The sequence below is a fragment of the Chitinophaga sp. W2I13 genome, from assembly GCF_050434005.1.
Classification (GTDB): domain Bacteria; phylum Bacteroidota; class Bacteroidia; order Chitinophagales; family Chitinophagaceae; genus Chitinophaga.
This window is the reverse complement of record NZ_JBNPWD010000001.1, coordinates 6,592,774-6,613,891: the sequence shown is the minus strand read 5'-3', so window position 1 is coordinate 6,613,891 and position 21,118 is coordinate 6,592,774. Positions and strand designations below refer to the sequence as shown.

Annotated in this window: 22 protein-coding genes; 11 read left to right on the top strand and 11 right to left on the bottom strand. The window is 47.7% G+C overall.

The window, feature by feature from the left end; translation table 11 throughout:
* Positions 1-203 precede the first annotated feature (203 nt).
* Both QFZ48_RS27120 and QFZ48_RS27115 read right to left on the bottom strand, forming a co-directional pair.
* Positions 204-1,109, bottom strand: a complete 906-nt coding sequence (locus QFZ48_RS27120) for an oxidoreductase (protein WP_429064647.1) — start codon at positions 1,107-1,109, stop codon at positions 204-206.
* An 80-nt stretch (positions 1,110-1,189) separates the two neighbouring features.
* Positions 1,190-2,092 (bottom strand): helix-turn-helix domain-containing protein, encoded by a 903-nt coding sequence (locus QFZ48_RS27115; RefSeq protein WP_429047959.1) that lies wholly within the window; start codon positions 2,090-2,092, stop codon positions 1,190-1,192.
* Between the two features lie 118 nt (positions 2,093-2,210).
* On the opposite strand from QFZ48_RS27115, the gene QFZ48_RS27110 reads away from it, so the two are divergent.
* Positions 2,211-3,755 carry a S10 family peptidase gene (locus tag QFZ48_RS27110; protein ID WP_429064645.1) on the top strand — a complete coding sequence of 515 codons (1,545 nt, stop codon included), beginning with the start codon at positions 2,211-2,213 and terminating at the stop codon, positions 3,753-3,755.
* Between the two features lie 263 nt (positions 3,756-4,018).
* Here the strand turns inward: QFZ48_RS27110 and QFZ48_RS27105 are convergent, their stop codons facing one another.
* Entirely contained in the window at positions 4,019-4,795 is a 777-nt protein-coding gene (locus tag QFZ48_RS27105) for a porin family protein (protein WP_429047963.1), read from the bottom strand.
* A 27-nt stretch (positions 4,796-4,822) separates the two neighbouring features.
* On the bottom strand, positions 4,823-5,878 hold the full coding sequence (locus QFZ48_RS27100; RefSeq protein ID WP_429047965.1) for a PCMD domain-containing protein: 1,056 nt from the start codon (positions 5,876-5,878) through the stop codon (positions 4,823-4,825).
* A 53-nt stretch (positions 5,879-5,931) separates the two neighbouring features.
* Between QFZ48_RS27100 and QFZ48_RS27095 the strand changes: the two genes are divergently transcribed.
* The 3 genes from QFZ48_RS27095 (at position 5,932) to QFZ48_RS27085 (ending at position 8,297) form a co-directional block, all read left to right on the top strand.
* A complete protein-coding gene (locus QFZ48_RS27095; protein ID WP_429047967.1) occupies positions 5,932-6,447 on the top strand; it encodes an FUSC family protein in 516 nt (171 codons plus the stop codon).
* Between the two features lie 58 nt (positions 6,448-6,505).
* Positions 6,506-7,339: a phosphatase PAP2 family protein gene (locus tag QFZ48_RS27090; protein WP_429064644.1), complete on the top strand. Its 834-nt coding sequence runs from the start codon at positions 6,506-6,508 to the stop codon at positions 7,337-7,339.
* A 436-nt stretch (positions 7,340-7,775) separates the two neighbouring features.
* A complete protein-coding gene (locus tag QFZ48_RS27085; protein WP_429047971.1) occupies positions 7,776-8,297 on the top strand; it encodes a hypothetical protein in 522 nt (173 codons plus the stop codon).
* On the opposite strand, the gene QFZ48_RS27080 is transcribed toward QFZ48_RS27085, so the two are convergent.
* Together QFZ48_RS27080 and QFZ48_RS27075 are read right to left on the bottom strand one after the other, a co-directional pair.
* Positions 8,286-8,930: a phosphatase PAP2 family protein gene (locus QFZ48_RS27080; RefSeq protein ID WP_429047973.1), complete on the bottom strand. Its 645-nt coding sequence runs from the start codon at positions 8,928-8,930 to the stop codon at positions 8,286-8,288. The genes QFZ48_RS27085 and QFZ48_RS27080 overlap by 12 nt on opposite strands.
* 4 nt (positions 8,931-8,934) lie before the next feature.
* Positions 8,935-9,381 carry a DinB family protein gene (locus QFZ48_RS27075; RefSeq protein WP_429047975.1) on the bottom strand — a complete coding sequence of 149 codons (447 nt, stop codon included), beginning with the start codon at positions 9,379-9,381 and terminating at the stop codon, positions 8,935-8,937.
* A gap of 105 nt (positions 9,382-9,486) precedes the next feature.
* On the opposite strand from QFZ48_RS27075, the gene QFZ48_RS27070 reads away from it, so the two are divergent.
* Positions 9,487-10,317: an ion transporter gene (locus QFZ48_RS27070; protein WP_429047976.1), complete on the top strand. Its 831-nt coding sequence runs from the start codon at positions 9,487-9,489 to the stop codon at positions 10,315-10,317.
* 1 nt (position 10,318) lies between these two features.
* Here the strand turns inward: QFZ48_RS27070 and QFZ48_RS27065 are convergent, their stop codons facing one another.
* Positions 10,319-10,714 carry a hypothetical protein gene (locus tag QFZ48_RS27065; protein WP_429064643.1) on the bottom strand — a complete coding sequence of 132 codons (396 nt, stop codon included), beginning with the start codon at positions 10,712-10,714 and terminating at the stop codon, positions 10,319-10,321.
* Between the two features lie 61 nt (positions 10,715-10,775).
* On the opposite strand from QFZ48_RS27065, the gene pncB reads away from it, so the two are divergent.
* Positions 10,776-11,942, top strand: a complete 1,167-nt coding sequence (gene pncB / locus QFZ48_RS27060) for a nicotinate phosphoribosyltransferase (protein ID WP_429064642.1) — start codon at positions 10,776-10,778, stop codon at positions 11,940-11,942.
* Between the two features lie 64 nt (positions 11,943-12,006).
* Here pncB and ypfJ read toward each other — a convergent pair whose 3' ends face one another.
* Entirely contained in the window at positions 12,007-12,870 is an 864-nt protein-coding gene (ypfJ, locus tag QFZ48_RS27055; protein WP_370913082.1) for a KPN_02809 family neutral zinc metallopeptidase, read from the bottom strand.
* Positions 12,871-13,019: 149 nt separating this feature from the next.
* Here ypfJ and QFZ48_RS27050 point away from each other — a divergent pair, with 149 nt between their 5' ends.
* The 4 genes from QFZ48_RS27050 to QFZ48_RS27035 are packed head-to-tail and all read left to right on the top strand — an operon-like array spanning position 13,020 to position 17,726.
* On the top strand, positions 13,020-14,030 hold the full coding sequence (locus tag QFZ48_RS27050; RefSeq protein ID WP_429064640.1) for an NADP-dependent oxidoreductase: 1,011 nt from the start codon (positions 13,020-13,022) through the stop codon (positions 14,028-14,030).
* Between the two features lie 8 nt (positions 14,031-14,038).
* A complete protein-coding gene (gene fdhD / locus QFZ48_RS27045; protein WP_429047984.1) occupies positions 14,039-14,866 on the top strand; it encodes a formate dehydrogenase accessory sulfurtransferase FdhD in 828 nt (275 codons plus the stop codon).
* A 10-nt stretch (positions 14,867-14,876) separates the two neighbouring features.
* Entirely contained in the window at positions 14,877-17,171 is a 2,295-nt protein-coding gene (locus tag QFZ48_RS27040) for an FdhF/YdeP family oxidoreductase (protein WP_429064638.1), read from the top strand.
* A gap of 3 nt (positions 17,172-17,174) precedes the next feature.
* Positions 17,175-17,726: a putative glycolipid-binding domain-containing protein gene (locus tag QFZ48_RS27035; protein WP_429047986.1), complete on the top strand. Its 552-nt coding sequence runs from the start codon at positions 17,175-17,177 to the stop codon at positions 17,724-17,726.
* Here the strand turns inward: QFZ48_RS27035 and QFZ48_RS27030 are convergent.
* The 3 genes from QFZ48_RS27030 to QFZ48_RS27020 are packed head-to-tail and all read right to left on the bottom strand — an operon-like array spanning position 17,716 to position 20,590.
* Positions 17,716-18,495: an NAD(P)H-dependent flavin oxidoreductase gene (locus tag QFZ48_RS27030; protein WP_429064637.1), complete on the bottom strand. Its 780-nt coding sequence runs from the start codon at positions 18,493-18,495 to the stop codon at positions 17,716-17,718. The two genes, QFZ48_RS27035 and QFZ48_RS27030, sit on opposite strands and share 11 nt — an antisense overlap.
* Entirely contained in the window at positions 18,452-18,784 is a 333-nt protein-coding gene (locus QFZ48_RS27025; protein WP_429064635.1) for an NAD(P)H-dependent flavin oxidoreductase, read from the bottom strand. Before QFZ48_RS27025 ends, QFZ48_RS27030 begins: the two co-directional genes overlap by 44 nt.
* A 57-nt stretch (positions 18,785-18,841) precedes the next feature.
* Positions 18,842-20,590: a hypothetical protein gene (locus QFZ48_RS27020; protein ID WP_429064634.1), complete on the bottom strand. Its 1,749-nt coding sequence runs from the start codon at positions 20,588-20,590 to the stop codon at positions 18,842-18,844.
* 319 nt (positions 20,591-20,909) lie between these two features.
* Here QFZ48_RS27020 and QFZ48_RS27015 point away from each other — a divergent pair, with 319 nt between their 5' ends.
* Positions 20,910-21,071 (top strand): DUF1328 domain-containing protein, encoded by a 162-nt coding sequence (locus QFZ48_RS27015; RefSeq protein ID WP_079471907.1) that lies wholly within the window; start codon positions 20,910-20,912, stop codon positions 21,069-21,071.
* The last annotated feature ends 47 nt before the right edge of the window (positions 21,072-21,118 follow it).

Sequence of the window (21,118 nt, the reverse complement as noted above, 5' to 3'; positions counted from 1 at the left end):
ATTCAAATATATCCTATAATTTATATTATGTTAAATAGAATAAACTGACTTAAAGAACTAATAATTAATCATCTTCTCTATCCTATCGATTTTGCGGCCTTCCTTATATTCGCTGACCTATCAACTTAATCTGATCCAAATGGATAAGACAAACTTAAGCCCGCAAGTTTGCCGATTGCTTAAAGTTGCCTTATCCGTTGCGCCTATCCTGGATAATGAACACCTGTAGCCTCTTCTGCAAAACTCCAAAGCCGGTTCGCCACCATCTCATCCAAGCCATTCGGCGAAATTTCAGCACGCGCTGGAAATCCCCGGTATCCGCCGTCCCGGTCGGGACCATATAATTCCCCTCCTGTTACTTCATCTGAAACCGCGGCATATAGCGACGGCAGAGCGCCTTGCCATGGTTCCATCAGTTCACCAACACGTTCTTTTGCAGCTGAAAACTCAGTTGCACTCATATGACGCGCCAACTCCGTTTTATTCGCTCCCGGTTGTACCGCTATTGAAACCACCTTATCGCCAACAGCGGTAATTCTCCGTTGCAATTTTACCGAGAACAATATATCTGCTAACTTGCTTTGTGAATATTCTCTCACCGGATCGTAGGAAATCTCGGATTTCAGATTATCAAAATCGATCACTCCTCTCAGATACGCCATACTGCTCACGGTAATAATACGTGTGCCAGGCGTTGCTTTGAGCAACGGATACAGATGGCCTGTTAATGCAAAATGTCCGATGAAGTTGACACCAAACTGTAACTCAAACCCGTCGGCTGTTTTAGAGGCCGGCGGAATCATTACGCCCGCGTTATTAATAAGCACGTGAAGCTGCGTGTGATGCTTCAGAAATTCCTCTGAAAACTGTTTCACCGCTGTGAGGTTGGCCAGATCCAGCAAAGCTGTTTCCAATGAACCAGTTCCCTTATGTTCCTTTATGAGTCTAAGGGCACGCGTTGCATTCTCAATACTTCTACAGGCCAAAACCACGTGCGCTCCCGCCATGTATAAGGCCAACGCTGTTTCAAACCCGATTCCGGCATTTGCACCTGTTACGATCACCGTCTTACCGGCTTGATCTGTCATATTATCTTTTGCTGTCCACATAACTTTGTTTATTTGATACCACAAAGTTCCTCAAACAGCATATGCCGATGATACCAGAATGAAAGCAAAAACTATGAAAATCAATCAGCCTCAGATTGCCTGAACTTATTGGGGGTGATTCCGGCAAGACTTTTAAAGAAAGTAGAAAAATGATTAGGCTCTTCAAATCCCAGGCTCCAGGCGATTTCGTTCACCGTCCAGTTGGTACTTTTTAGTAAGACCTTCGCTTCCTGCAATATCCGCTCCCTGATCAGACGGGACGTGGTTTTTCCCGTGATTTCTTTCAACGCTTTATTGAGATGGTTAACATGAACATTTAACTGTTTGGCAAAAGCCGACGGCGTACTTAACTGAATCACCTGGTTACTTAATTCAATGGGAAACTGACGTTCCAGTAACTCGGCAAACAATCCTGTGATCCTTTCCGACGCGTTGGAACCCACGACCGGGCCTCCGGTTGCCGGCTGCATCTTTTGCACCTCATGAATTACTTCCATCACAAGGCTTCGCAGCAGATCATATTTAAACGCATAATCCCCCTGCAGCTCGTTAAACATCTTCAGAAAAAGTTCACTAAACTGGGATATACTGCCAGCTGATAAAGGTATTACAGCGCCGTCGGCAGACTGAAATACCGGGTAATCCCTGATATTTCCAAACCGGTTAAAAAACGCCTCTGTGAAGATGCAAACGTAACCGCTTTGTTTTTCGCTGATTCTCTCCCAATGATATGGAATCATCGGATTCGTAAATACCAATACGCTATCCAGCACTTCGATACTTTGATCTGCATAATGAATTTTACTATGCCCTGTAACCAGACTGATTTTAAAGAAGTTTCGACGGCTGTAGGTAACCGGCTTATAGTCCGGTAACTGCATATCTTCAATCCTGAAAATATTGAAGTGGCCTGACTCCTGCAGCGCAGGTGCAATATCCCGGTTAAGGATCTTATAAAAGGACTGTAGTTCAATGAATCTCATGATAGATCAAAGGTACAAAAATCAAACAAGGCTGATTCCAGCATTCACCCACTCATCCGAATGTGCTTGATTTTCTGCGGCAATTGCACAATCTTTAAGCGCAATCAAGATCCAATCCATGAATGTAATAACAAAACAACTATGGCTGCCGCTATTGCTGGCGGGTACTATTGGCCTGCAGCTACAGGCACAGCAGAAGAACAATAAAGTCAATGCGACCGCCAAAGAGGAAACGCCGCCGCAATGGTCCGTCGTCCTGAACCCGGATACGGCCGTTACCACCTTTCACGATGTAACCGTAAAAGGTCAGAAGATCCCTTACAAAGCCATCGCGGGCACCCTACCAGTATGGGACCAGGATGGCAAAGTACTGGCGGGTCTCTTCTATACTTATTATGAAAGGACTGATGTAAAGGACCGCGCAGCAAGACCGCTGATCATTTCTTTTAATGGTGGCCCCGGCACGCCTTCTGTATGGATGCAGATTGCCTATACCGGCCCAAGATTACTCAATATCGATGACGAAGGATATCCCGTACAACCCTATGGCATACACGAAAATCCGGAAACTATCCTGGATATCGCCGATATCATTTACATAGATCCCGCCAACACCGGCTTTTCCAGGCTTATAGGAAAAGATGTGCCCCGTGAAAAATTCTTCGGGGTGAATGCAGACATCCGCTACCTGGCAGAATGGATCAACACTTTCGTGTCCAGGCAAAACAGGTGGGCCTCCCCCAAATACCTGATTGGGGAAAGCTATGGTACTACCCGTGTTTCCGGCCTGGCGCTGGAATTGCAGAATGCGCAGTGGATGTATCTCAATGGTGTGATCCTGGTATCCCCCACCGATTTGGGCATTTCCCGCAACGGCCCTGTAGATGCGGCATTGCGGCTCCCTTACTTTGCAGCCACCGCATGGTATCATAAAATGCTGCCGCCGGACCTGCAACAGAAAGATCTCACCGCCGTGTTACCGGAAGTAGAAAACTTCACCATCCATGAATTAATACCGGCCATCAGCCAGGGTGGATTCCTGGATGAACAACAAAGAAAAAGTATCGCCTCAAAAATGGCCCGTTACTCCGGTTTACCGGAAAAAGTGATCCTGCAACATAACCTCGACGTACCACCGAATTTCTTCTGGAAAGAATTACTGCGTGATAAAGGGTTTACCGTAGGCAGACTGGATTCCCGCTACCGTGGCCTCGACCGGGAAGATGCAGGCAACGGTCCGGATTACAATGCAGAACTTACTTCCTGGCTGCATGCGTTTACGCCAGCCATTAATATTTATCTCAGGCAAGAGCTGAAATTCAATACTGATCTCAAATACATGATGTTTGGCCCCGTGCATCCGTGGGATAAGAACGGCGACAATACCGGCGAAAACCTGCGTGAGGCCATGGCCGCCAACCCCTACCTGCATGTAATGATCCAATCGGGCTACTACGATGGCGCCTGCGATTACTTCAATGCCAAATACAGTATGTGGCAAATGGATCCCGGCGGCCGGCTGAAAGACCGCCTCTCCTGGCGCGGCTACCGCAGTGGCCACATGATGTACCTCCGGAAGGATGATCTGGCAACAGGGAATAACGATATCCGCGATTTCATCCGGGCGTCGCTTCCCAAAGCCGGGCAGGCGGCGAAGTACTAGTGCGCGGATGACCGCCTTCGGCGGTGCGAAGGTTGTCTTGAGCACTGATTACGCTGATTATACTGATTTAGGGATTGATCACTTTGGATTTTAAAGGATTAAGGGAGATATAAGCGGATATATTCGCTTATATCTCCCTTAATTATTATTTAAGAAAATCTAAGAAATCAAAGAAAATCCAAAAGTAAAAATCCAACTAATCAGTATAATCAGCGTAATCAGTGCTCAAGACAACCTTCGCATCGCCGAAGGCGGTCGCGGTTTTATATTTTATACGTTACGCCTAAGGTCATGTAGATGTTGTACAAGGGGAAATCCATTCCTTTAAAATCGTCCGGGAATATCGGGCGCAATCCCCAGTTGAGGTTGCCGTTGATGCTGAGTTTTTTACCTACGCGATAGGCAGCGCCGCCTTGTAACCCCGCATCAAATGAACGGACTTCCGTACCAAAATCGAAGGTCGCTTCTGTGATGTTTACTTTCTCTCCTAATGATCCGCCATTGCGGATATAGCCGTCAGAAACATTACCATGGAAATTGGCGCTGAACAACCAGGCCACATAACCGCCCATGTTAAAACGCCACCTATCATTGGGAGTATATACTACGCTGATGGGAAAGAACACATATGCATTACGTACCGTGGTCTCGTTTTTACCGGTAAAATCTCCTTCAAATCGGCCACCATCGCTGGTGGTAATGATAGTAGGAAAATACTGCACTTCATCTTTGGTAAACATTCCTTTATAATCCAGTTTCACCGCTACTGCAGCGCCCCATTTTTTTGTTTTGCGGTACGACAGCTCATAGCCCAGCGAAGGAGAGAATTCAGGCCGGTAGGTTTCGATTTTACGGATGGTGTTGGGTAAGCCTACGGGGGCCGTGCCCCCAAAGTTAAACCCCGCAAGGATGCGATGTTCAAGTACCGGTTTAAAGTGGTGCGTATTCGTTTGCCCGTACCCGTTATCCTGTGCAAATAACGGCGAGGCGGTGGCGAGCATGCCTAATATCAGTACTGGTATTCTTATATTTATCATCATGGGTAATCTTTTGTTTATACTGCCCGGTTACTTTATCACTTCCAGGCTATCGAGTACCAGCCTGCTACCGATAGCGCCTTTATAGGTATCACCATCTTTGCTGGAAGACGCTACAATTGCCATCATCATTTTCTCCGTTCCTGTATATGGCTGTACGGTTTTAAACGGGATATCAAATCGTGTCCATGTGCTGTGAGGACCGCCATCCGGTATACTGGCGGTGGCTACTATCCTGTCTGATGTGTGGATGTTGGTGGCGTCCAGCCTGGTGGTTCCTTTGAACAGCACCGCGTATAAAGAACAACTGTCTTTCATGCCCGCAATAATATTCCCGGCTTTATCCTGGTATTGTTCTCCCGGCTGATATTTATAATAACCCACGAAACGCAGTGGCTTACCTGAATAGGGCTCCCCGAATTGTGTAGCCGTTAACGGCGCAGTCATGGCATTTCTCGAATCAAATACACCTACAAAAAGAGACCCTGCAAACAGCTTAATGCCTAACAAGGCGGACAAAGCCGTGCCTTTGCGGGTCACCAATTCAGCGGCAGACTTTCCGTGGTATGCATCGGAAGTGGCACGCAGCGGATATTCCATCGGGTCCTTCTTTACGCCGGATAAGGCTATGCCTGGGTTACCGGATGACCAGAACGTACTACTCCCATGTTCTTCTACATACTGGTATTTATCTTTATCCTGCAGCAGCCAGGTTTCGAAGTCCCATTTCCATATGCCCATCCCACCAAATTCAATCTTGTAGATCTTCTTATTTCCGTTAGCGGCAGTAACAACATACTCGCTTACCTGTGAAGAATCCAGGTGCAGTGAGTCGCCGGATGCCGGCAGTACCGTAGCTCCCGCTGAAGTGGTAATCGTGGGGGTTACACCGCTCTTAAACGCAGCAGGTGTAAGGTTCAGCATGATCTTTTTGTTTGCCTGATCAATAAAAATATCTGCAGTGAGATATTTCTTTTCTATGATAAATGTTTCAATATCTGCCTCCGGGTTAATGGGTGCGTCTTTAATGCAGGCGTGTAACAAAATAGTCAGCGTGGCCAGATAACATAGTTTCCTTATTTTCATGCCGTTATTTGGTTAAATCCCTAGAACAACTTCCAACTGCCAAAAGTTCAATCATGATTGACAAAATAAGAATCAGGCGAACATTCATCTACGCAGCCAAATGCGTCACCGGCGTGCTGGTGGTGCTTGGTTTGTCGTGGTTAGTCAATTACAACGACATCATCTGGGTGCTGATTTCTGTGATGCTGGTACTGTCTCCTGACGGATCAGACGCTGTAACGTTAGCGGTTACACGCATTAAGGCAAATGTGGTAGGTGGTATATCGGGGTTCCTGTTGATATTAGTGCATCCGAATATATTGATGATGATGTGTGCTGCCGTATTTGTTACGGTAGTAATCTGCAACCTGCTAAATCTTGAAGCAGCTACCCGTACGGCGCTGGCGGCCACTATTATTGTGATGACCCATGAGGCGGGTGAACATGTGTGGGATACTGCCGTGGCAAGAGTATTGTCTGTATTGGCCGGTTGCCTGCTTGGGCTGCTGATTACTTTCATCTTCCATAACCGTTATACCAAACAAACCGCTGAAATGATCCTTCCCAAACCCGACCGGGGCGGGGAATAAGATGATACAGAATTACTTCAGAATCGGCTCCTATTTTTGATGTAACAAGGAGTGACGCATGAAGAAAATGATATTATCGACAGGTTTGGCGTTGGGCGCCCTCACCTGCTCTTATGGTGCTGATGCACAGGAAACAGATTCCCTGCCTGCCGGAAATGATTCCATCCGTTTTACCTATCCTGTACAAAAGAGCCAGCTGCCTGCCTGGCAAACAAAACAATTTCATACCACTATTGCGGGTGTTGCTGTTCCGGTGGCAATGATCAGCTACGGGGTGTTTGCGCTTAATAATCCAACGCTGAGGGACCTGAACTCCACTACCAAAGCGGAAATCAAAGAAGATCACCCTCAATTCCGCACGCATATTGACAACTACCTTCAGTATGCTCCCGTTACTGCAGTTTATATCCTGAATGCCGCCGGCATCCAGGGAAAACACAACCTGCGCGACCGCTCCATCATCCTGGGAATATCCGCCGTAATTACCGCTGGTACCGTGGAAATTGTAAAAAATCGTACCCATGAAGAGCGGCCGGATCACTCCGACTATCTTTCTTTCCCCTCGGGTCATACAGCTACAGCTTTCGCTGCTGCAGAATTTCTCCGGCAGGAATACAAAGACGTATCCCCCTGGTATGGCGTGGCGGGCTATTTAGCTGCTACCACCACCGGCGCTTTGAGGATGTATAATAATAAACACTGGCTCAGTGATGTGGTAGCCGGCGCGGGTATAGGCATACTGGGCACCAAAGCTGCATATTGGATGTATCCCTGGATTCAGCGGCAGCTCTTTAAAGATCCGGCGCACCCGGCGACTAAAATGATCATGCCTTACTATAACCCGCAATTTCACAGTGCCGGTCTTAGCTTTATCTTCTTCCCCGCTAAGTAACATGATAAGTAAATAGTAAGTCATAACGCCTATAGGGCGCTATGACGCTGCATCCGTCCCGGATGTAAAAAAATACATATATTAAAATATTGGAGTGTTAACTAAAGAATACATGGGGGTTAACCCCTAAAGCTGACCTGGTTACAAACACCTGTTTTTTGGCAATACGGTAAAGTTGCAGGTTTATCCTGAGAAATTTTGTGATTTAATTGTTAACGTGCAAAAAAAATGTTCATTTTTGCAAAAGTACCTGCGGAAACCCATCGATCTGTGTAAAAATATCATGCTTTCATTAACATAGAATTTACATTTACCTGTGCAAGACCGCTTATTTTAGCATTATCAATATGATAAAATAAAAGCCCCGTGACCTGCAAGCGACTCAAAATAAGACTGATGCCCTGTTTAATAATCCCCTCCTCAAAAGCTGTTAATTATGTACGTTCCGGTAATCATTTTCTTTTTTTTCCTGTTGTGGTACATTCATTTCCGTACCCAAAGCTTCCGCGGCGCAGCCTTCAAGGAAAAGAGGCCAAAGCCTGTCGCAGGTGAAGATGCCATCCATGCCGTCAGGATAGTAGGCGTTTCCAATAGTGTATTCAGCGTATCCAAATACCTCCGCAGCGTGAAGAACCTGTCGGACAGCCGGTTTATGACTGTGGCAATTGACCAGGTGATCACTACCACTATGGGTACCACGCACCAGGCCCGCCTCATTGAAAATCTTGCTCCCGGAGAGGAACGGCGGCTGGGACATACGGATCATGTCAGGGATGGTAAGCACCAGATTTACATCGGGTATGAAATACTGTGGGCACGGTACACCCCTGCCCCTGTGTGGCACAAAGAAAAAAATACTGATACCACATCTCCCGCAAAATTATATAATGAAATGCTCAGGCAGCACCAGGACTCGCTGATACAGGAAATGGAAGACAAAAAAGATTTATTGTCCTGACAGTTGTGCTGTTTTGCCCCTGAAGATGCTTAACCATACCATAGAAAAGAAAACGCCCAGCGTAGCGCCGGCGGTCACATCTTCCAGGAAATGCTGGCTCATATACATCCGGGAATATCCCACCAGCATGGCCAGCGCCAGGTATAACAGCGACCAGTACTTATTCTTTGCATAATAGGAAAGCACGGTGGCAGCAGTGAATGCACATACGCTGTGCCCTGAAGGAAAGCTTCTGAAATTATCAAGTACCGATACGCCTGGTACAAAATAAATTTCCTGTAAACGGCTGGCAAAATAACGGTGAGGGCGGGGAAAGCCAATCAATGCTTTCAGTGTAAAACTGATAGCGGCGGTAAACAGGTACGCGGTGGCCAGCATAACGCCTGCCCGCCTATTAATGACCAGCAGCAATAATGAAATGAGAACCGCTGCGGCAACGCTTCCCAGCTCTGTTATCCGGGGAAATAGGAAGTCGCCCGCCGGCGTATGCAGTTTATTAATGAAAAAATAAGCATCCTGGCGACTTACTACCAGCCGCATTACCAGCACAGTAATGACTAACAAGACAAATGGCCATACCAGCCATTTCAGTTGCTGGTATACTTTAATGAAATTATTCAGGAAGGCATTCATGGGATCACGACTGGGTTAATCGGCGGTGATAATTTATTTGTCCGAGATGATAATTAAGATGTGTACTCAGATGTACGAGGAAATGGCCGGTAGACATCGTTCCTGAAAAAACCTTTTCCGGATATGTTTTTTCAAGATCTTCTGCTGTTAAACCTGCTATAACGGTAAGGATTACACGACGCGTGGAACTGATCAGCACCAGCAGATCTTCCGTGGGTACGTTCCTGTCGCTGAACTCCAGGTCCCTGTTGCGGACATAGCCCGTCTTACCCAATACCGCGCCTATATAATGCTGCAGGTTACCGCAGAGATGCAGACAAAGATTCCCGGCGGGATTTGTTATACCGGGAGGAACCTGCCAGATGCCGGCAGCTGTTTCATATGCGGCAATCTCCTCCTCGAGTTTGCTGAGATCCCGCTCAAATAAATTTATTAAAATTCCGGTTAGCATATGTTAAAGATAGGAAAAGCCGTTAATCATCTTTTGATATTATTATAAAAGTTTTCACTAAACATAAACTAACCTGCTTTTGTTTTAAGTACATAACTCAACAGGATGACTAACGATAGCAGGCGCGAACTTACTCCCTTCCAGGAGAAATGGCATAACATTATTTTTGAGGCGAGCACACCGGCCGGCCGGGCGTTCGATATTATCCTCCTTGTTGCTATTCTGATCAGTGTTGTTATTGTAATGATGGAAAGCGTGGCGCCTTTGCAGGAGAAATTCGGACACCTGTTTCATATATTGGAATGGGTATTCACTATTATTTTCACGCTGGAATATCTCTTCCGGGTTTGGTGCAGTTACCGTCCGAAGGCATATATTACGAGCTTCTACGGGCTTGTTGACCTGCTCTGCATCCTGCCTACCTATGTGGAAGCTTTTTATGGTGGTGCGCACTTCCTGCTCACCATCCGGATACTACGGCTCATGCGGATCTTCAGGATATTTAAACTGGTCCCCTTCCTGAACGAAAGCAAACAACTGTCGCTGGCGCTACAACAAAGCCAGCGTAAAATATTTGTTTTCCTCTTTTTTATTGGATTGTTGACCGTTGTATTAGGCGCTATTATGTATGTGATAGAGTCTGACCATAATTCAGGGTTCACCAGCATACCGGTAAGTGTATACTGGGCGGTGGTTACGCTCACCACGGTGGGTTACGGGGACATTGCGCCTGTAACGCCAATGGGGCAAGCGTTTTCAGCGCTCATCATGATAATGGGTTATGCAATTATAGCAGTACCTACAGGGATAGTGACGGTGGAGATGAGCAGGATACGCAGTCGCGATGATGTAGATCGCAGAGTTTGTCCACATTGCATGCGTGAAGGACACGATGCCAATGCGGACTTCTGCAAATACTGCGGTAATAAACTCTGAATTATTTTACACTGAATAAAGGCTGTACGTCTATCATTGCTTTCTGGTAAGCAGCATCAAAAAGTTCCCATTTACCGGAAATGCCGATGCGTATATTGCGGCCATCTATCAGATCGAACTCGGCAACTCTTTTGTTAAAGCCCTGTTTACCTCTTCTGAAATCTGTTATATCAGATAACGGAAATTCCAGGGTAATTTTTTTACGGGAAAGCAACCAACCAATGACACCAAATAACAAAATCATCACCATTGGTTTGGCTTCAAGAACAATTCTCTCGTTTGTAATATACAGTGTACCTTGTTTTGCATTGAACCTGGTCTTCATGTATACTGCATCAATTTTGAATAATATGGTTTCCTGTGGGTTAAGGGGCCATTTAACTTTAATCTGCTTCATGGTAAGTGAGAATATGATTAAATGCAAAAATATAATTTTATTGTGAATCTAAACGCCAAATATGATCCTTACTTCGCTTCTTGATAACGATTTCTATAAATTTACCATGCAGCATGGCGTTGTCAAATTATTCCCGAAGGCCCGTGCCCGTTATACGTTCATTAACCGGGGACAGCATGCCTTTCCGCCGGGCTTTGCCGAAGCCCTCCGTGAAGCGGTGAATAACATGCAGCAACTGCAGCTTACCCCTGAGGAAAAGGATTACCTGGCTGTTACCTGTCCTTACCTCGACCCTACCTACCTTGATTTCCTGCAGGGCTACCGTTATGATCCGGCCGAAATTCATATTGCACAACAGGGCGAACACCTGGAAGTACATGCCGATGGCTACTGGTACCGCACTATCCTTTGGGAAGTGCCGCTGATGTCGCTCATCTGCGAACTCTATTACCAGCTGACCGGCCAGCAGCGGGTAGCTGATGAAGAAGTGATCCGCATTACCCGCGAAAAAATTGAAAAATATAAAGAGATGGATATCACCATCGCGGATTTTGGCACCCGGCGCCGGCATTCCCTCGCCGTTCATAAGCTGGTGATGAAAACGCTGCGTGAATATGGAACAGGTTGTTTTATTGGCACCAGCAATGTACACCTGGCCATGCGTAACGGAGTAAAGCCTGTAGGCACCCACGCCCATGAATGGTTTATGTTTCATGCGGCCAAATACGGCTTTAAAATGGCCAACATGCTTGGATTGGAAAACTGGGTACAGGTATACCGCGGGGATCTGGGAATTGCGCTTTCAGATACCTACACCACTCCTGTTTTTTTTGAGCAGTTCGACAAGAAATTCGCCCGGCTGTTTGATGGGGTGCGGCACGACAGCGGCGATCCACTCTTGTTTGCAGACCGCACTATTGCGCATTATAAAGGTAAAAACGTGGATCCGCTCAGCAAAACCATCATTTTCTCAGATGGCCTCAATTATGAGAAAGTAGCGGATATCGCCGCTTACTGCCGGGGAAAGATCGGGATGTCGTTTGGCATTGGTACCAATTTTACCAACGACGTAGGGTTAACGGCCCTGAATATTGTAATAAAAATGTATGAAGCCCTGCCCGAAGATGCTACCCGGTGGTCGCCTGTAGTGAAGTTGTCTGATATAAACGGGAAATATACCGGTGATCCAAGGATGATCGAACTGGCAAAGGAAATGCTGAATATTTAATGATGCACCGTTTCCGGATTTGTGTACCTGCACCAGCAGTTACGCAAATCCGGAACCCCCTCGCCTACCAGTTACCCAGGCCGATGCCCGTGTCGCCGTCGGCCACATTCCCGGATTCAAAGCCTTTCTTAAACCAGAACATCCTTTGTTCGGACGTTCCGTGCGTAAAGGCGTCCGGCACTACCTGGCCGGTGCTGGCCTGCTGCAGGCGGTCGTCGCCTACCGCGCTGGCGGCATTCAACCCGGATTCTATATCTCCCGGATCCAGGAAAGGTTTGATTTTATTGGCACGGTTAGCCCATACGCCCGCAAGGAAATCTGCCTGCAGCTCCAGCATCACCGATAATTTATTGTATTCTTTTTCGCTTAGCCGGGAACGCATGGATTGTAATTTATCGCTGATGCCCAACAGGTTCTGTACGTGATGCCCTACTTCATGTGCAATCACATAAGCCTTTGAGAAATCGCCCTTTACGCCAAATTGTTGCTCCAGTTCATTAAAGAAAGAAACGTCCAGGTATACTTTACGGTCGGCCGGGCAATAAAATGGGCCCATAGCTGATTCCGCAAAGCCGCAGCCGGAATTGGTACCTTTTTCAAAAGACACCATACCGGGTACTTCATAGGTTTTGTTGCGCTCCTGGAATCCCTGCTTCCATACCCTTTCGGTACTGCGGAGAACTTTAGAAGACATGACCTCAAAAGGACTTGCATTTTCCTTCGTAAGTTTTTCAGATGTTCCCGCCTGCTCCTGGCCTGGGGCTACCTGTTGAACAGCCTGCATTACCTGCTGCGGGTCCTGTTTAAAGATCAATGCCAGCACTATAATGACAAGGGTGCCAATGCCGCCGCCAACCCCGATCTTGCGCATGCCGCCACCGGACCGTTTCTCGACGTTTTCGCTCATTTCTTCATCATCAAGACGCATAGTAGATTTTAAATTTAAGGGGTGAAAATTCTTACCCGAATGTACATTTTTCATTGATAATTCCACTCTTTTCTCCCCGGTTAAACAAAAGCATTTTTTACCTGTTAAATAATCATTGCCATTCCTCACTTCTATAAACACCCGCGCATATGAAAATAAAGCAGATCCTGCTCGCCGCCAGACCAAACGGATTACCTGTAGCCGGCAACTTTGAAATAGTAGATGCCATCTTACCGGAACTACAGGAAGATGAAGTAATGGTAAAACCACTGTACTTTTCTGTAGATCCGTATATGCGTGGCCGTATGAACGACGCCAGGTCCTATATTCCCCCGTTCCAGGTAGGCGAACCCATTGAAAGCGGCGGCGTGGCGGAAGTAACACACAGCAAAAGCGCCCTGTTTAAAGCCGGTGATAAAGTAATGAGCAGCGGCCCCCGCCCCTTCCTGCCCTGGGCAACGGCGGCTATATTCCCCGCCGGGCACCTGCGTAAAATTGACGACAGCATCCCGCTTACTTATTATCTCGGTCTCCTTGGCGTGCCGGGGTTAACCGCCTACTTTGGCATGACAGATATCGGCAAGCCCAAACCCGGGGAAACCGTGGTGATATCCGGCGCCGCCGGCGCTGTGGGCATCATTGTAGGACAAATTGCAAAAATAATGGGCTGCCGCGCGGTAGGTATTGCAGGCGGCGCTGAAAAGGTAAAACTGCTGACAGATACTTTTAATTTCGATGCCGCCATCGATTACAAAGGTAACACCAACATAGAAGCCGCAGTGGCGGCGGCCTGCCCCAACGGCGTGGATATTTATTTCGACAACGTAGGTGGCGATATTTCCGATGCGGTGATCAAACAGCTCAACTTCTTTGCCCGGGTGCCGCTATGCGGGCAGATTGCCTTATATAATTCCACAGAAGTGCCTATGGGCCCACGCATCCAGCCTATTATGGTAACCCGGAGCATTCTCATGCAGGGCTTCATTATCGGTAACTACGCCAGCAGGTTTGGCGAAGGTTTCAAACAGCTGTCCGAATGGGTGAAGGCAGGAAAAATAAAATATACCGAAACCGTGGAAGAAGGATTTGATCATCTGCCCGCAGCATTACTCGGATTATTTTCAGGAAGAAACAGCGGTAAGATGGTAGTGAAAGTGTAATTTTGAGTATGACAAATGCTGTTGTTCATACCCGTGTAAAAAAAGTAGCCGCCGGAAGTATTACAGATGCCTGTGATACACTCGCGACAGAAGATCCACTCGAAATAAGACTGGTGCATGGGCCTTCCCATAACCGCCGGCAACAGAATATTTCCGTTACCATGCGTACGCCCGGTGAAGATATGGAACTGGCTGCCGGCTTCCTCTTTACCGAAGGGGTGATCCGTGACCAGGCTGCTATCCAGGAAATTATTTTGTCGGAAGATAATAACGGCAGCGTTGCCACCGTTCACCTAAAACCGTCCATAGTGGCGCAACTTGGCGGTACCCAGCGGAATTTTGCCGCCACGGCCGCCTGCGGGGTATGTGGCAAAACGGATATAGCATCCATTCATACAGGCGTTTCCGTTAGTAATGGCACCCTTTGCCTCTCCGCCGGGAATTTATTCGGACTGCCCGCCATACTAAGAAATGAACAGGCGCTGTTTGCATCTACCGGCGGACTACATGCTGCTGCACTTTTCAACAGCAATATGGAATTACTCCTGCTGCGGGAAGATATCGGCCGCCACAATGCGGTGGATAAGCTTATTGGCGCAGCTCTTCAGCAACCATTAACGCCGCTGGACCAATGTGTCCTGCTGCTCAGCGGACGTGCAGGATTTGAACTGATACAGAAAGCCGCTATGGCGGGAATACCTGTTATTGCAGCCATAGGCGCACCTTCCAGCATGGCGGTAAAAATGGCCGTCGAATGGAATATCACACTGCTCGGCTTTCTGAAAGATCAACGTTTTAATATTTACAGCGGAGCAGAAAGAATTGATGTAATATAAATTCACCTTTATGGATAGTGCAGAAAACCCGGTGCGGTTCACCGGTATCAGACTAGGACCTCCCAAACAAGTAGCCGCAGGCATCCCTGCAGTAGTGTCCAGTATGCGGCACATCCTGGAGGAAATGAATGCCTTCCGCGGAATGAAAGCCCTGCTGGAGCTTAACCAGAAAGATGGATTCGACTGCCCGGGCTGCGCATGGCCTGATCCGGATGACGAAAGATCCGGCATCGCAGAATATTGCGAGAACGGCGCCAAAGCTGTTGCCGAAGAAGCTACTACCAAAAAGCTGCTGCCGGACTTCTTTGCACAGCACAGCATCGTGGAACTCGGTGAATTAACGGATTACGAAATAGGCAAAAAAGGAAGGATAGCCCAACCCATGTACCTCGCGCCCGGCGCCACACATTATACACCCATCGCCTGGGCAGACGCCTACAAAATCGTTGCCGGTCATCTTCATAAATTACCCTCACCGGATGAAGCTGTATTTTATACCTCGGGGAGAACCAGTAACGAAGCGGCTTTCCTGTACCAGTTGATGGTCCGGGAATACGGCACCAACAACCTCCCCGACTGTTCCAATATGTGCCACGAATCCAGTGGCGTAGCGCTGAGTGATGCAGTAGGGATAGGCAAAGGATCTGTTACCCTGGAAGATATACATGAGGCAGAAGTGCTTATTATACTGGGACAAAATCCCGGAACTAACCATCCGCGCATGCTCACGGCTTTACAAAAGGCAAAAGCCAGCGGCGCTACCATCATATCTGTAAACCCTTTACCCGAAACCGGCCTGCTGAATTTTCTGAATCCACAAACCGTTAAGGGAGTATTAAACATTAAAACACATCTCACGGACATTTTTCTGCAGGTAAAGATCAATGGAGATATGGCCCTGCTGAAAGCCTTGTCGCTGCTGCTGTTGCAGGAAGAAGAACGTGTACCCGGCAGCGTATTTGACCAGGAATTTATAGCCGCAAACACCCTCGGCTACGATGGTTATATCGACCATCTGAAAACGCAGTCGCTCCCGCAACTGATCGCCGACAGCGGCGCAGCGCCGGAATTGATACACCAGGCCGCACAAGCTCTGTTCCATAAAAAGAAGATCATCGCCTGCTGGGCAATGGGACTTACCCAACATAAAAACGCAGTAGACACTATCCGCGAAGTGGTGAACCTCCTCCTGCTGAAAGGCAGTATCGGTAAACCAGGAGCAGGCACCTGCCCGGTACGCGGGCACAGCAACGTGCAGGGCGACCGGACCATGGGCATTTACGAGCAACCATCCGCCACCTTCCTCGACAAAATTGGCGCTGTATATGGATTTCAGCCGCCAAGAGCACACGGCTATGATGTGGTGAATGCCATCAACGCCATGCACCGCGGAGATGCCAAAGTGTTTATGGCGATGGGCGGCAACTTTCTTTCGGCTACACCAGATACCCTGTATACGGCGCAGGCGCTGCGTAACTGCGACCTTACCGTTCACGTATCTACGAAATTAAACCGCAGTCATGTTGTGCACGGCAAAGAAGCCCTGATACTGCCCTGTCTCGGTCGCAGCGATAAAGACCTCCAACACGGCGAGCAGCAATTTGTGACCTGCGAAAATTCTATGGGCGTCATTCAGATGTCCAAAGGCAACCTGCAACCGGTATCCACTCATCTGAAAAGTGAACCTGTTATTATCTGCGAACTGGCTATGGCCTTGCTGGGCGAAAAATCGCGCGTACCCTGGACAGACTATACGCGGCACTATGACCATATCCGCAACGATATAGAAAAAGTAATTCCGGGCTTCGATAATTACAATAAAAGGGTAAGGCATCCGGGAGGATTCTACCTGCCCAACGGCGCACGCGACGGACAGTTCAATACCTACAGCGGCAAAGCTAATTTCAATATAGCAGAAGTACTCACCACGCCGCTGGCCATCGACGAGTATATGATGATGACCATCCGCAGTCACGATCAGTTCAATACCACCATATACGGGCTTGACGACCGTTACCGTGGCGTATATCATGAGCGGCGCGTAATATTCATGCATCCTGCTGATATTGCCGCCGCCGGATTTCACCCGGGCGATGTGGTGGATCTCTATAATTATCACGGTGGTAAAGAGCGCGTAGCATATGGCTTCATTATTGTATCTTATCACATACCTGAAAAATGCACTGCTACCTATTTCCCGGAAACCAATGTGCTGGTGCCGGTAGACAGCGTAGCAGATAAAAGCAATACGCCAACATCAAAACTGGTGATCATTAAAATAAAATCATCGACTATAAAAAACTAACGCATGCAACCCATTATATGGCAGGCACTATTATGGCCGGCAACTGAATATTTTACATTGCAGGAAAATGGAACGGGGAGGCTCGCCACTGGTTGTATCAACGGAGTAAGGGATCAGCAACCATTTTGTATTCATTATAAAATAGAGATCACCGCATCCTGGCAGGTGTCTTCCTTTCACATTAAACAGGAAGGGCTTACGCCAACAGAGCTAAAGCTTACCTCCGACCTGCATGGGCATTGGTTTGATAAAGATAATAACCATATAGATGCATTTGATAACTGTATCGACATTGATATTTCGCTGACTCCTTTCACGAATACCCTGCCGGTGAAACGCCTGCAGTTTGAGTTGCAGGAAAGTAAACTGCTGGATATGCTGTATATCAACCTGCCGGAATTTGAATTGCAGAAAGTGCAGCAACGTTATACCCGCACAGGCCAGCAGGAATACCTGTATGATAATGTATCCACAGATTTTACAGCAGCATTACCGTTTGATGAAAACGATATTGTAACAGATTATCCCGGTATTTTCCAACGCATCACTTATTAAAGATCAAGGCTGTTTCACGGACCAGCTCTGCGAAAATATCTGCCGTGCTCCAGGTACGCGCCTTTCCGGCTGCCTGTCCGGCCCACATATTTACAAACGCAGGGTTATCCAGTTCCTTCGCTACTCTACGGATGGGCTGCGTTAACGCATCCTGGTAAGGATATTCATTAATGGGTAACCCGGATGCTTCTATTTCTGTGATCAATGTATTACGAACGCCCCTTGCCCAACGACCGGAGACTGCCCGTGTAAGTAGTGTATCCGTATCCGTTATATCGGCCAATGCGGCTTTATGTGCAGATGTAGCAAGGCTTTCGTGGGCTCTGAGGAACAGGCTGCCCAATTGAACGCCAGCGGCGCCCAGCATTTTTGCAGCGGCTACTCCCCTGCCATCCATTATTCCGCCGGCTGCTATAATGGGCACGTGCACACGATCAGCAATCTGAGGCACCAGCGCGAATGTGCCCGTTTGCGGCAGGTTTCCCGACAGGAAAGAGCCGCGGTGGCCGCCGGCTTCAATGCCTTGTGCGATCACCACATCGGTGCCTGCCGAAGCGAGTACAGTCGCTTCTTCCACCGAGGTGGCCGTTCCCATCAGCAGCACATGATGCTCCTTCAGCAGCCTGAATCCGGCTTCATCAGGCATGCCAAATGTAAAGCTCACATGTTTTATGCCTGCTGCCAGGATAACGGGAAGCTGGTCCCTCCAGGAATAAAAAGGTACTTCATCGAAATTCCACCGGTGCAGCGGCAAGCCTGTTGGCGCCATACAGGAATTGCAGGAACTCCTGCATATCATCAAATATTTTCCGGTCGTAATGCGCTGCAGGCTCATAAACAAAGAGGTTTACGGCAAACGGTTGTTGTGTTAATCCCTTTACCTCCCGGATCAGCGCTGTTATCTTTTCCGGAGGCAGCCCTCCAACCGGTAGGGAACCCATTCCGCCGCTGTTGCTCACAGCAGCTACCATGGCGGGTGTAGTGATCCCCAGCATGGGCGCCTGTATCAACGGATAAGTGATCCCCAGCATACGGGTGAGTTCATTCTTCCATTCCATGACACAAAGGTTTAGTACTATAAATTTACGGAATGAAGGGGTTTCCTCCGCATGATTTTAGCGGAAGTTCAGCACCGTAGGCGCGCGCAGTGCAGATACATCAAAACGAAAATCAACGATGGTAGTAATTTCCAGCATCAGCTTTTTCATGGGGGCCGGCGCATTGGGATAATAATAGCCGGAAACTTTGATGGTGTTCAAAGAGAGGTTTTCATTGCGTACCCGGAAGCCGCCTCCCAGTCCGAGGTAAACCGGATTGCGGAACAGGTCATCACTTTTATTGGTGATCATAGATGCCTGGAGCGCTGTAAAGAAATTAAATTTGAAGCCCAGGAATTTCAGGGGGCTGTAGTACACGGTTTCCGATCCCAGGTTCAGGCGCTGATAGCCGTTGATCATGGTATTCTTATACCCCCAGATGCCGTATTCCATATTAATGTTGAGCGGCTTATTAAAAAACGGGTTGGGGCTGTTGAGGTAGTCGGCGTTCAGAAACTGCCGGAACCGTGATTTCCGGATATTCAGCAACTTGCTGTAATATTCAAGACGGGCATGTATTACGCCATCTTCCCAGGCATTATTAAGCCAGAAAGTACTCAGCCCGATGGTAGAGTTAAAGAGGCCTTGGTTCCTGGTGGTCCAGAATTTCTGCGCTTCAATACCGGTGTAGATCCTCCGACGATCCTTCCAGCTTTCCCAGCCGCTGGTGGCGCTGATGTTATATCCCAGGGGAATATCCTCTGTGCGGCCAAAGCCGAAAAAATAGTGGGCTTTAAAATAATCAATGCGGTAAGCCTGTAGTTCTGCCAGGTAAAGGCGGTGGTTATTATAAACGGGATCGTCTTTATACCGCAACTGATCCGGCTTTCGCTGAAAGGATAAATTATAGTGCCTGGCCAGCACCGCGAAGTTGGGCTTCTTCCCGATGGTCCCGTCGTGTTTATAATTATTGATAAAGTTATACCCGATCCAACCATCTATTACTGCGTAAACATAGTCGCGGTAAATGCTGTCGCCGTTTTCGGGCAGTGAACCCCGGATATTAATGGACCAGTTCTTCGACAGGGCAAAACCGCCCACCAGTTTGGCGGAATTGCGGTACAACGGTTTGTTGAGATTAATAAATACCGCTCCTTCAAAGGCGTTGGTATCCAGCTGGGCATAGTTATTCAGGGTAGTATAGCCCAGGCTCACATCTATAAAAGATCCCAGGAGGTTATATTTCGTGTACCTTACTTCCGTGTTCCAGGTGGGAGAATAATCGGAGCGCCACTGCATTCCGACCCGGAGTCCCTGCCCGGCGCCAAACAGGTCGTTGTTGGATACGCTGGCCCTGATGTCTTTTGCACTGAACTGCGAGATGTCTACGCCATATTCAAAGAGATCTTTCGTAACTACTTCCACATCGATTGAATCGCCGTCGGTATTTTTTACATATAAACGGGCATCCTGTATAAAAGGCCGGTTACGCAGGTAACGTTCGTTATCGGCCATTTCAAAGGGATCCAGGGGCTGATTCTCCCGGAAGAACAACGACTGCCGGATCACCCATTCCCTGGAATCGTAGTGCATCCGGTTGGCCAGGTGGATCAGCTTCATGCTGGTGGTGAAAGTGGTATCATTGATGTTGCGCGGACCGAAAACCTTTACTTTCCTATAGTAGATATTTCTGATCACTTTGCCCGCAAAGGGGGTAAAATACGCCTCACTTTTGATAATGGTGCTGTCGTTATCATTGGAATGTGCCTGAACATCCTGTTTGGTAATGCGTTTTATGAGCGATTGCCGGTACTCTTTGTTACGCATGGAATCGCGGTATTCCCCGATTTTTTTGAAGAGGCCACTACTTTTATGGGGGACAGTGTCCGCTGCGAGCGGTGACTGTTGGCCTTCTGCGTATAAACAGACAGGACTATGCAGGCCAATCAGCCAGCATAAGACAGTTAGTGTAGGCCATATTTTGAAATAATTCCTCAATTCTAGCAGCAGGTAACAAGTATATCGAAAAAAAATGAAATAGCAGCAACTGCAATTATTGTACTTACCGGAATGATAATTGTGTAAAATTGAACGGATTACCTGAAAAAGTGTTACAGATATTATTGTTCACCTTAAAGTTTTAGTTATGTTACGCTGGGCACTCATCTTTTTTATCGTCGCTATTATCGCAGCAGTATTTGGTTTCGGAGGCATTGCCGCCGGAGCAGCATCTATCGCCAAGATTCTGTTTTACATTTTCCTGGTGTTATTTGCTATTTCTTTACTGACAGGACTGCTGCGGAAATAGGAGCTGAACCGCCTTCGGCGGTTGTAAATTGTCTTGGAGCCGGATTA

Bases quoted from the DNA above. Each gene is read 5' to 3' on its own strand.
- QFZ48_RS27020 (WP_429064634.1), bottom strand. From the start codon at position 20,590: ATGCGTAACAAAGAGTACCGGCAATCGCTCATAAAACGCATTACCAAA.
- QFZ48_RS27120 (WP_429064647.1), bottom strand. From the start codon at position 1,109: ATGTGGACAGCAAAAGATAATATGACAGATCAAGCCGGTAAGACGGTG.
- QFZ48_RS27070 (WP_429047976.1), top strand. From the start codon at position 9,487: ATGACTAACGATAGCAGGCGCGAACTTACTCCCTTCCAGGAGAAATGG.
- QFZ48_RS27050 (WP_429064640.1), top strand. From the start codon at position 13,020: ATGAAAATAAAGCAGATCCTGCTCGCCGCCAGACCAAACGGATTACCT.
- QFZ48_RS27090 (WP_429064644.1), top strand. From the start codon at position 6,506: ATGAAGAAAATGATATTATCGACAGGTTTGGCGTTGGGCGCCCTCACC.
- ypfJ (WP_370913082.1), bottom strand. From the start codon at position 12,870: ATGCGTCTTGATGATGAAGAAATGAGCGAAAACGTCGAGAAACGGTCC.
- QFZ48_RS27085 (WP_429047971.1), top strand. From the start codon at position 7,776: ATGTACGTTCCGGTAATCATTTTCTTTTTTTTCCTGTTGTGGTACATT.
- QFZ48_RS27100 (WP_429047965.1), bottom strand. From the start codon at position 5,878: ATGAAAATAAGGAAACTATGTTATCTGGCCACGCTGACTATTTTGTTA.
- QFZ48_RS27065 (WP_429064643.1), bottom strand. From the start codon at position 10,714: ATGAAGCAGATTAAAGTTAAATGGCCCCTTAACCCACAGGAAACCATA.
- QFZ48_RS27015 (WP_079471907.1), top strand. From the start codon at position 20,910: ATGTTACGCTGGGCACTCATCTTTTTTATCGTCGCTATTATCGCAGCA.
- QFZ48_RS27080 (WP_429047973.1), bottom strand. From the start codon at position 8,930: ATGAATGCCTTCCTGAATAATTTCATTAAAGTATACCAGCAACTGAAA.
- QFZ48_RS27040 (WP_429064638.1), top strand. From the start codon at position 14,877: ATGGATAGTGCAGAAAACCCGGTGCGGTTCACCGGTATCAGACTAGGA.
- fdhD (WP_429047984.1), top strand. From the start codon at position 14,039: ATGACAAATGCTGTTGTTCATACCCGTGTAAAAAAAGTAGCCGCCGGA.
- QFZ48_RS27030 (WP_429064637.1), bottom strand. From the start codon at position 18,495: ATGGCGCCAACAGGCTTGCCGCTGCACCGGTGGAATTTCGATGAAGTA.
- QFZ48_RS27075 (WP_429047975.1), bottom strand. From the start codon at position 9,381: ATGCTAACCGGAATTTTAATAAATTTATTTGAGCGGGATCTCAGCAAA.
- QFZ48_RS27035 (WP_429047986.1), top strand. From the start codon at position 17,175: ATGCAACCCATTATATGGCAGGCACTATTATGGCCGGCAACTGAATAT.
- QFZ48_RS27025 (WP_429064635.1), bottom strand. From the start codon at position 18,784: ATGGAATGGAAGAATGAACTCACCCGTATGCTGGGGATCACTTATCCG.
- QFZ48_RS27105 (WP_429047963.1), bottom strand. From the start codon at position 4,795: ATGATGATAAATATAAGAATACCAGTACTGATATTAGGCATGCTCGCC.
- pncB (WP_429064642.1), top strand. From the start codon at position 10,776: ATGATCCTTACTTCGCTTCTTGATAACGATTTCTATAAATTTACCATG.
- QFZ48_RS27115 (WP_429047959.1), bottom strand. From the start codon at position 2,092: ATGAGATTCATTGAACTACAGTCCTTTTATAAGATCCTTAACCGGGAT.
- QFZ48_RS27110 (WP_429064645.1), top strand. From the start codon at position 2,211: ATGAATGTAATAACAAAACAACTATGGCTGCCGCTATTGCTGGCGGGT.
- QFZ48_RS27095 (WP_429047967.1), top strand. From the start codon at position 5,932: ATGATTGACAAAATAAGAATCAGGCGAACATTCATCTACGCAGCCAAA.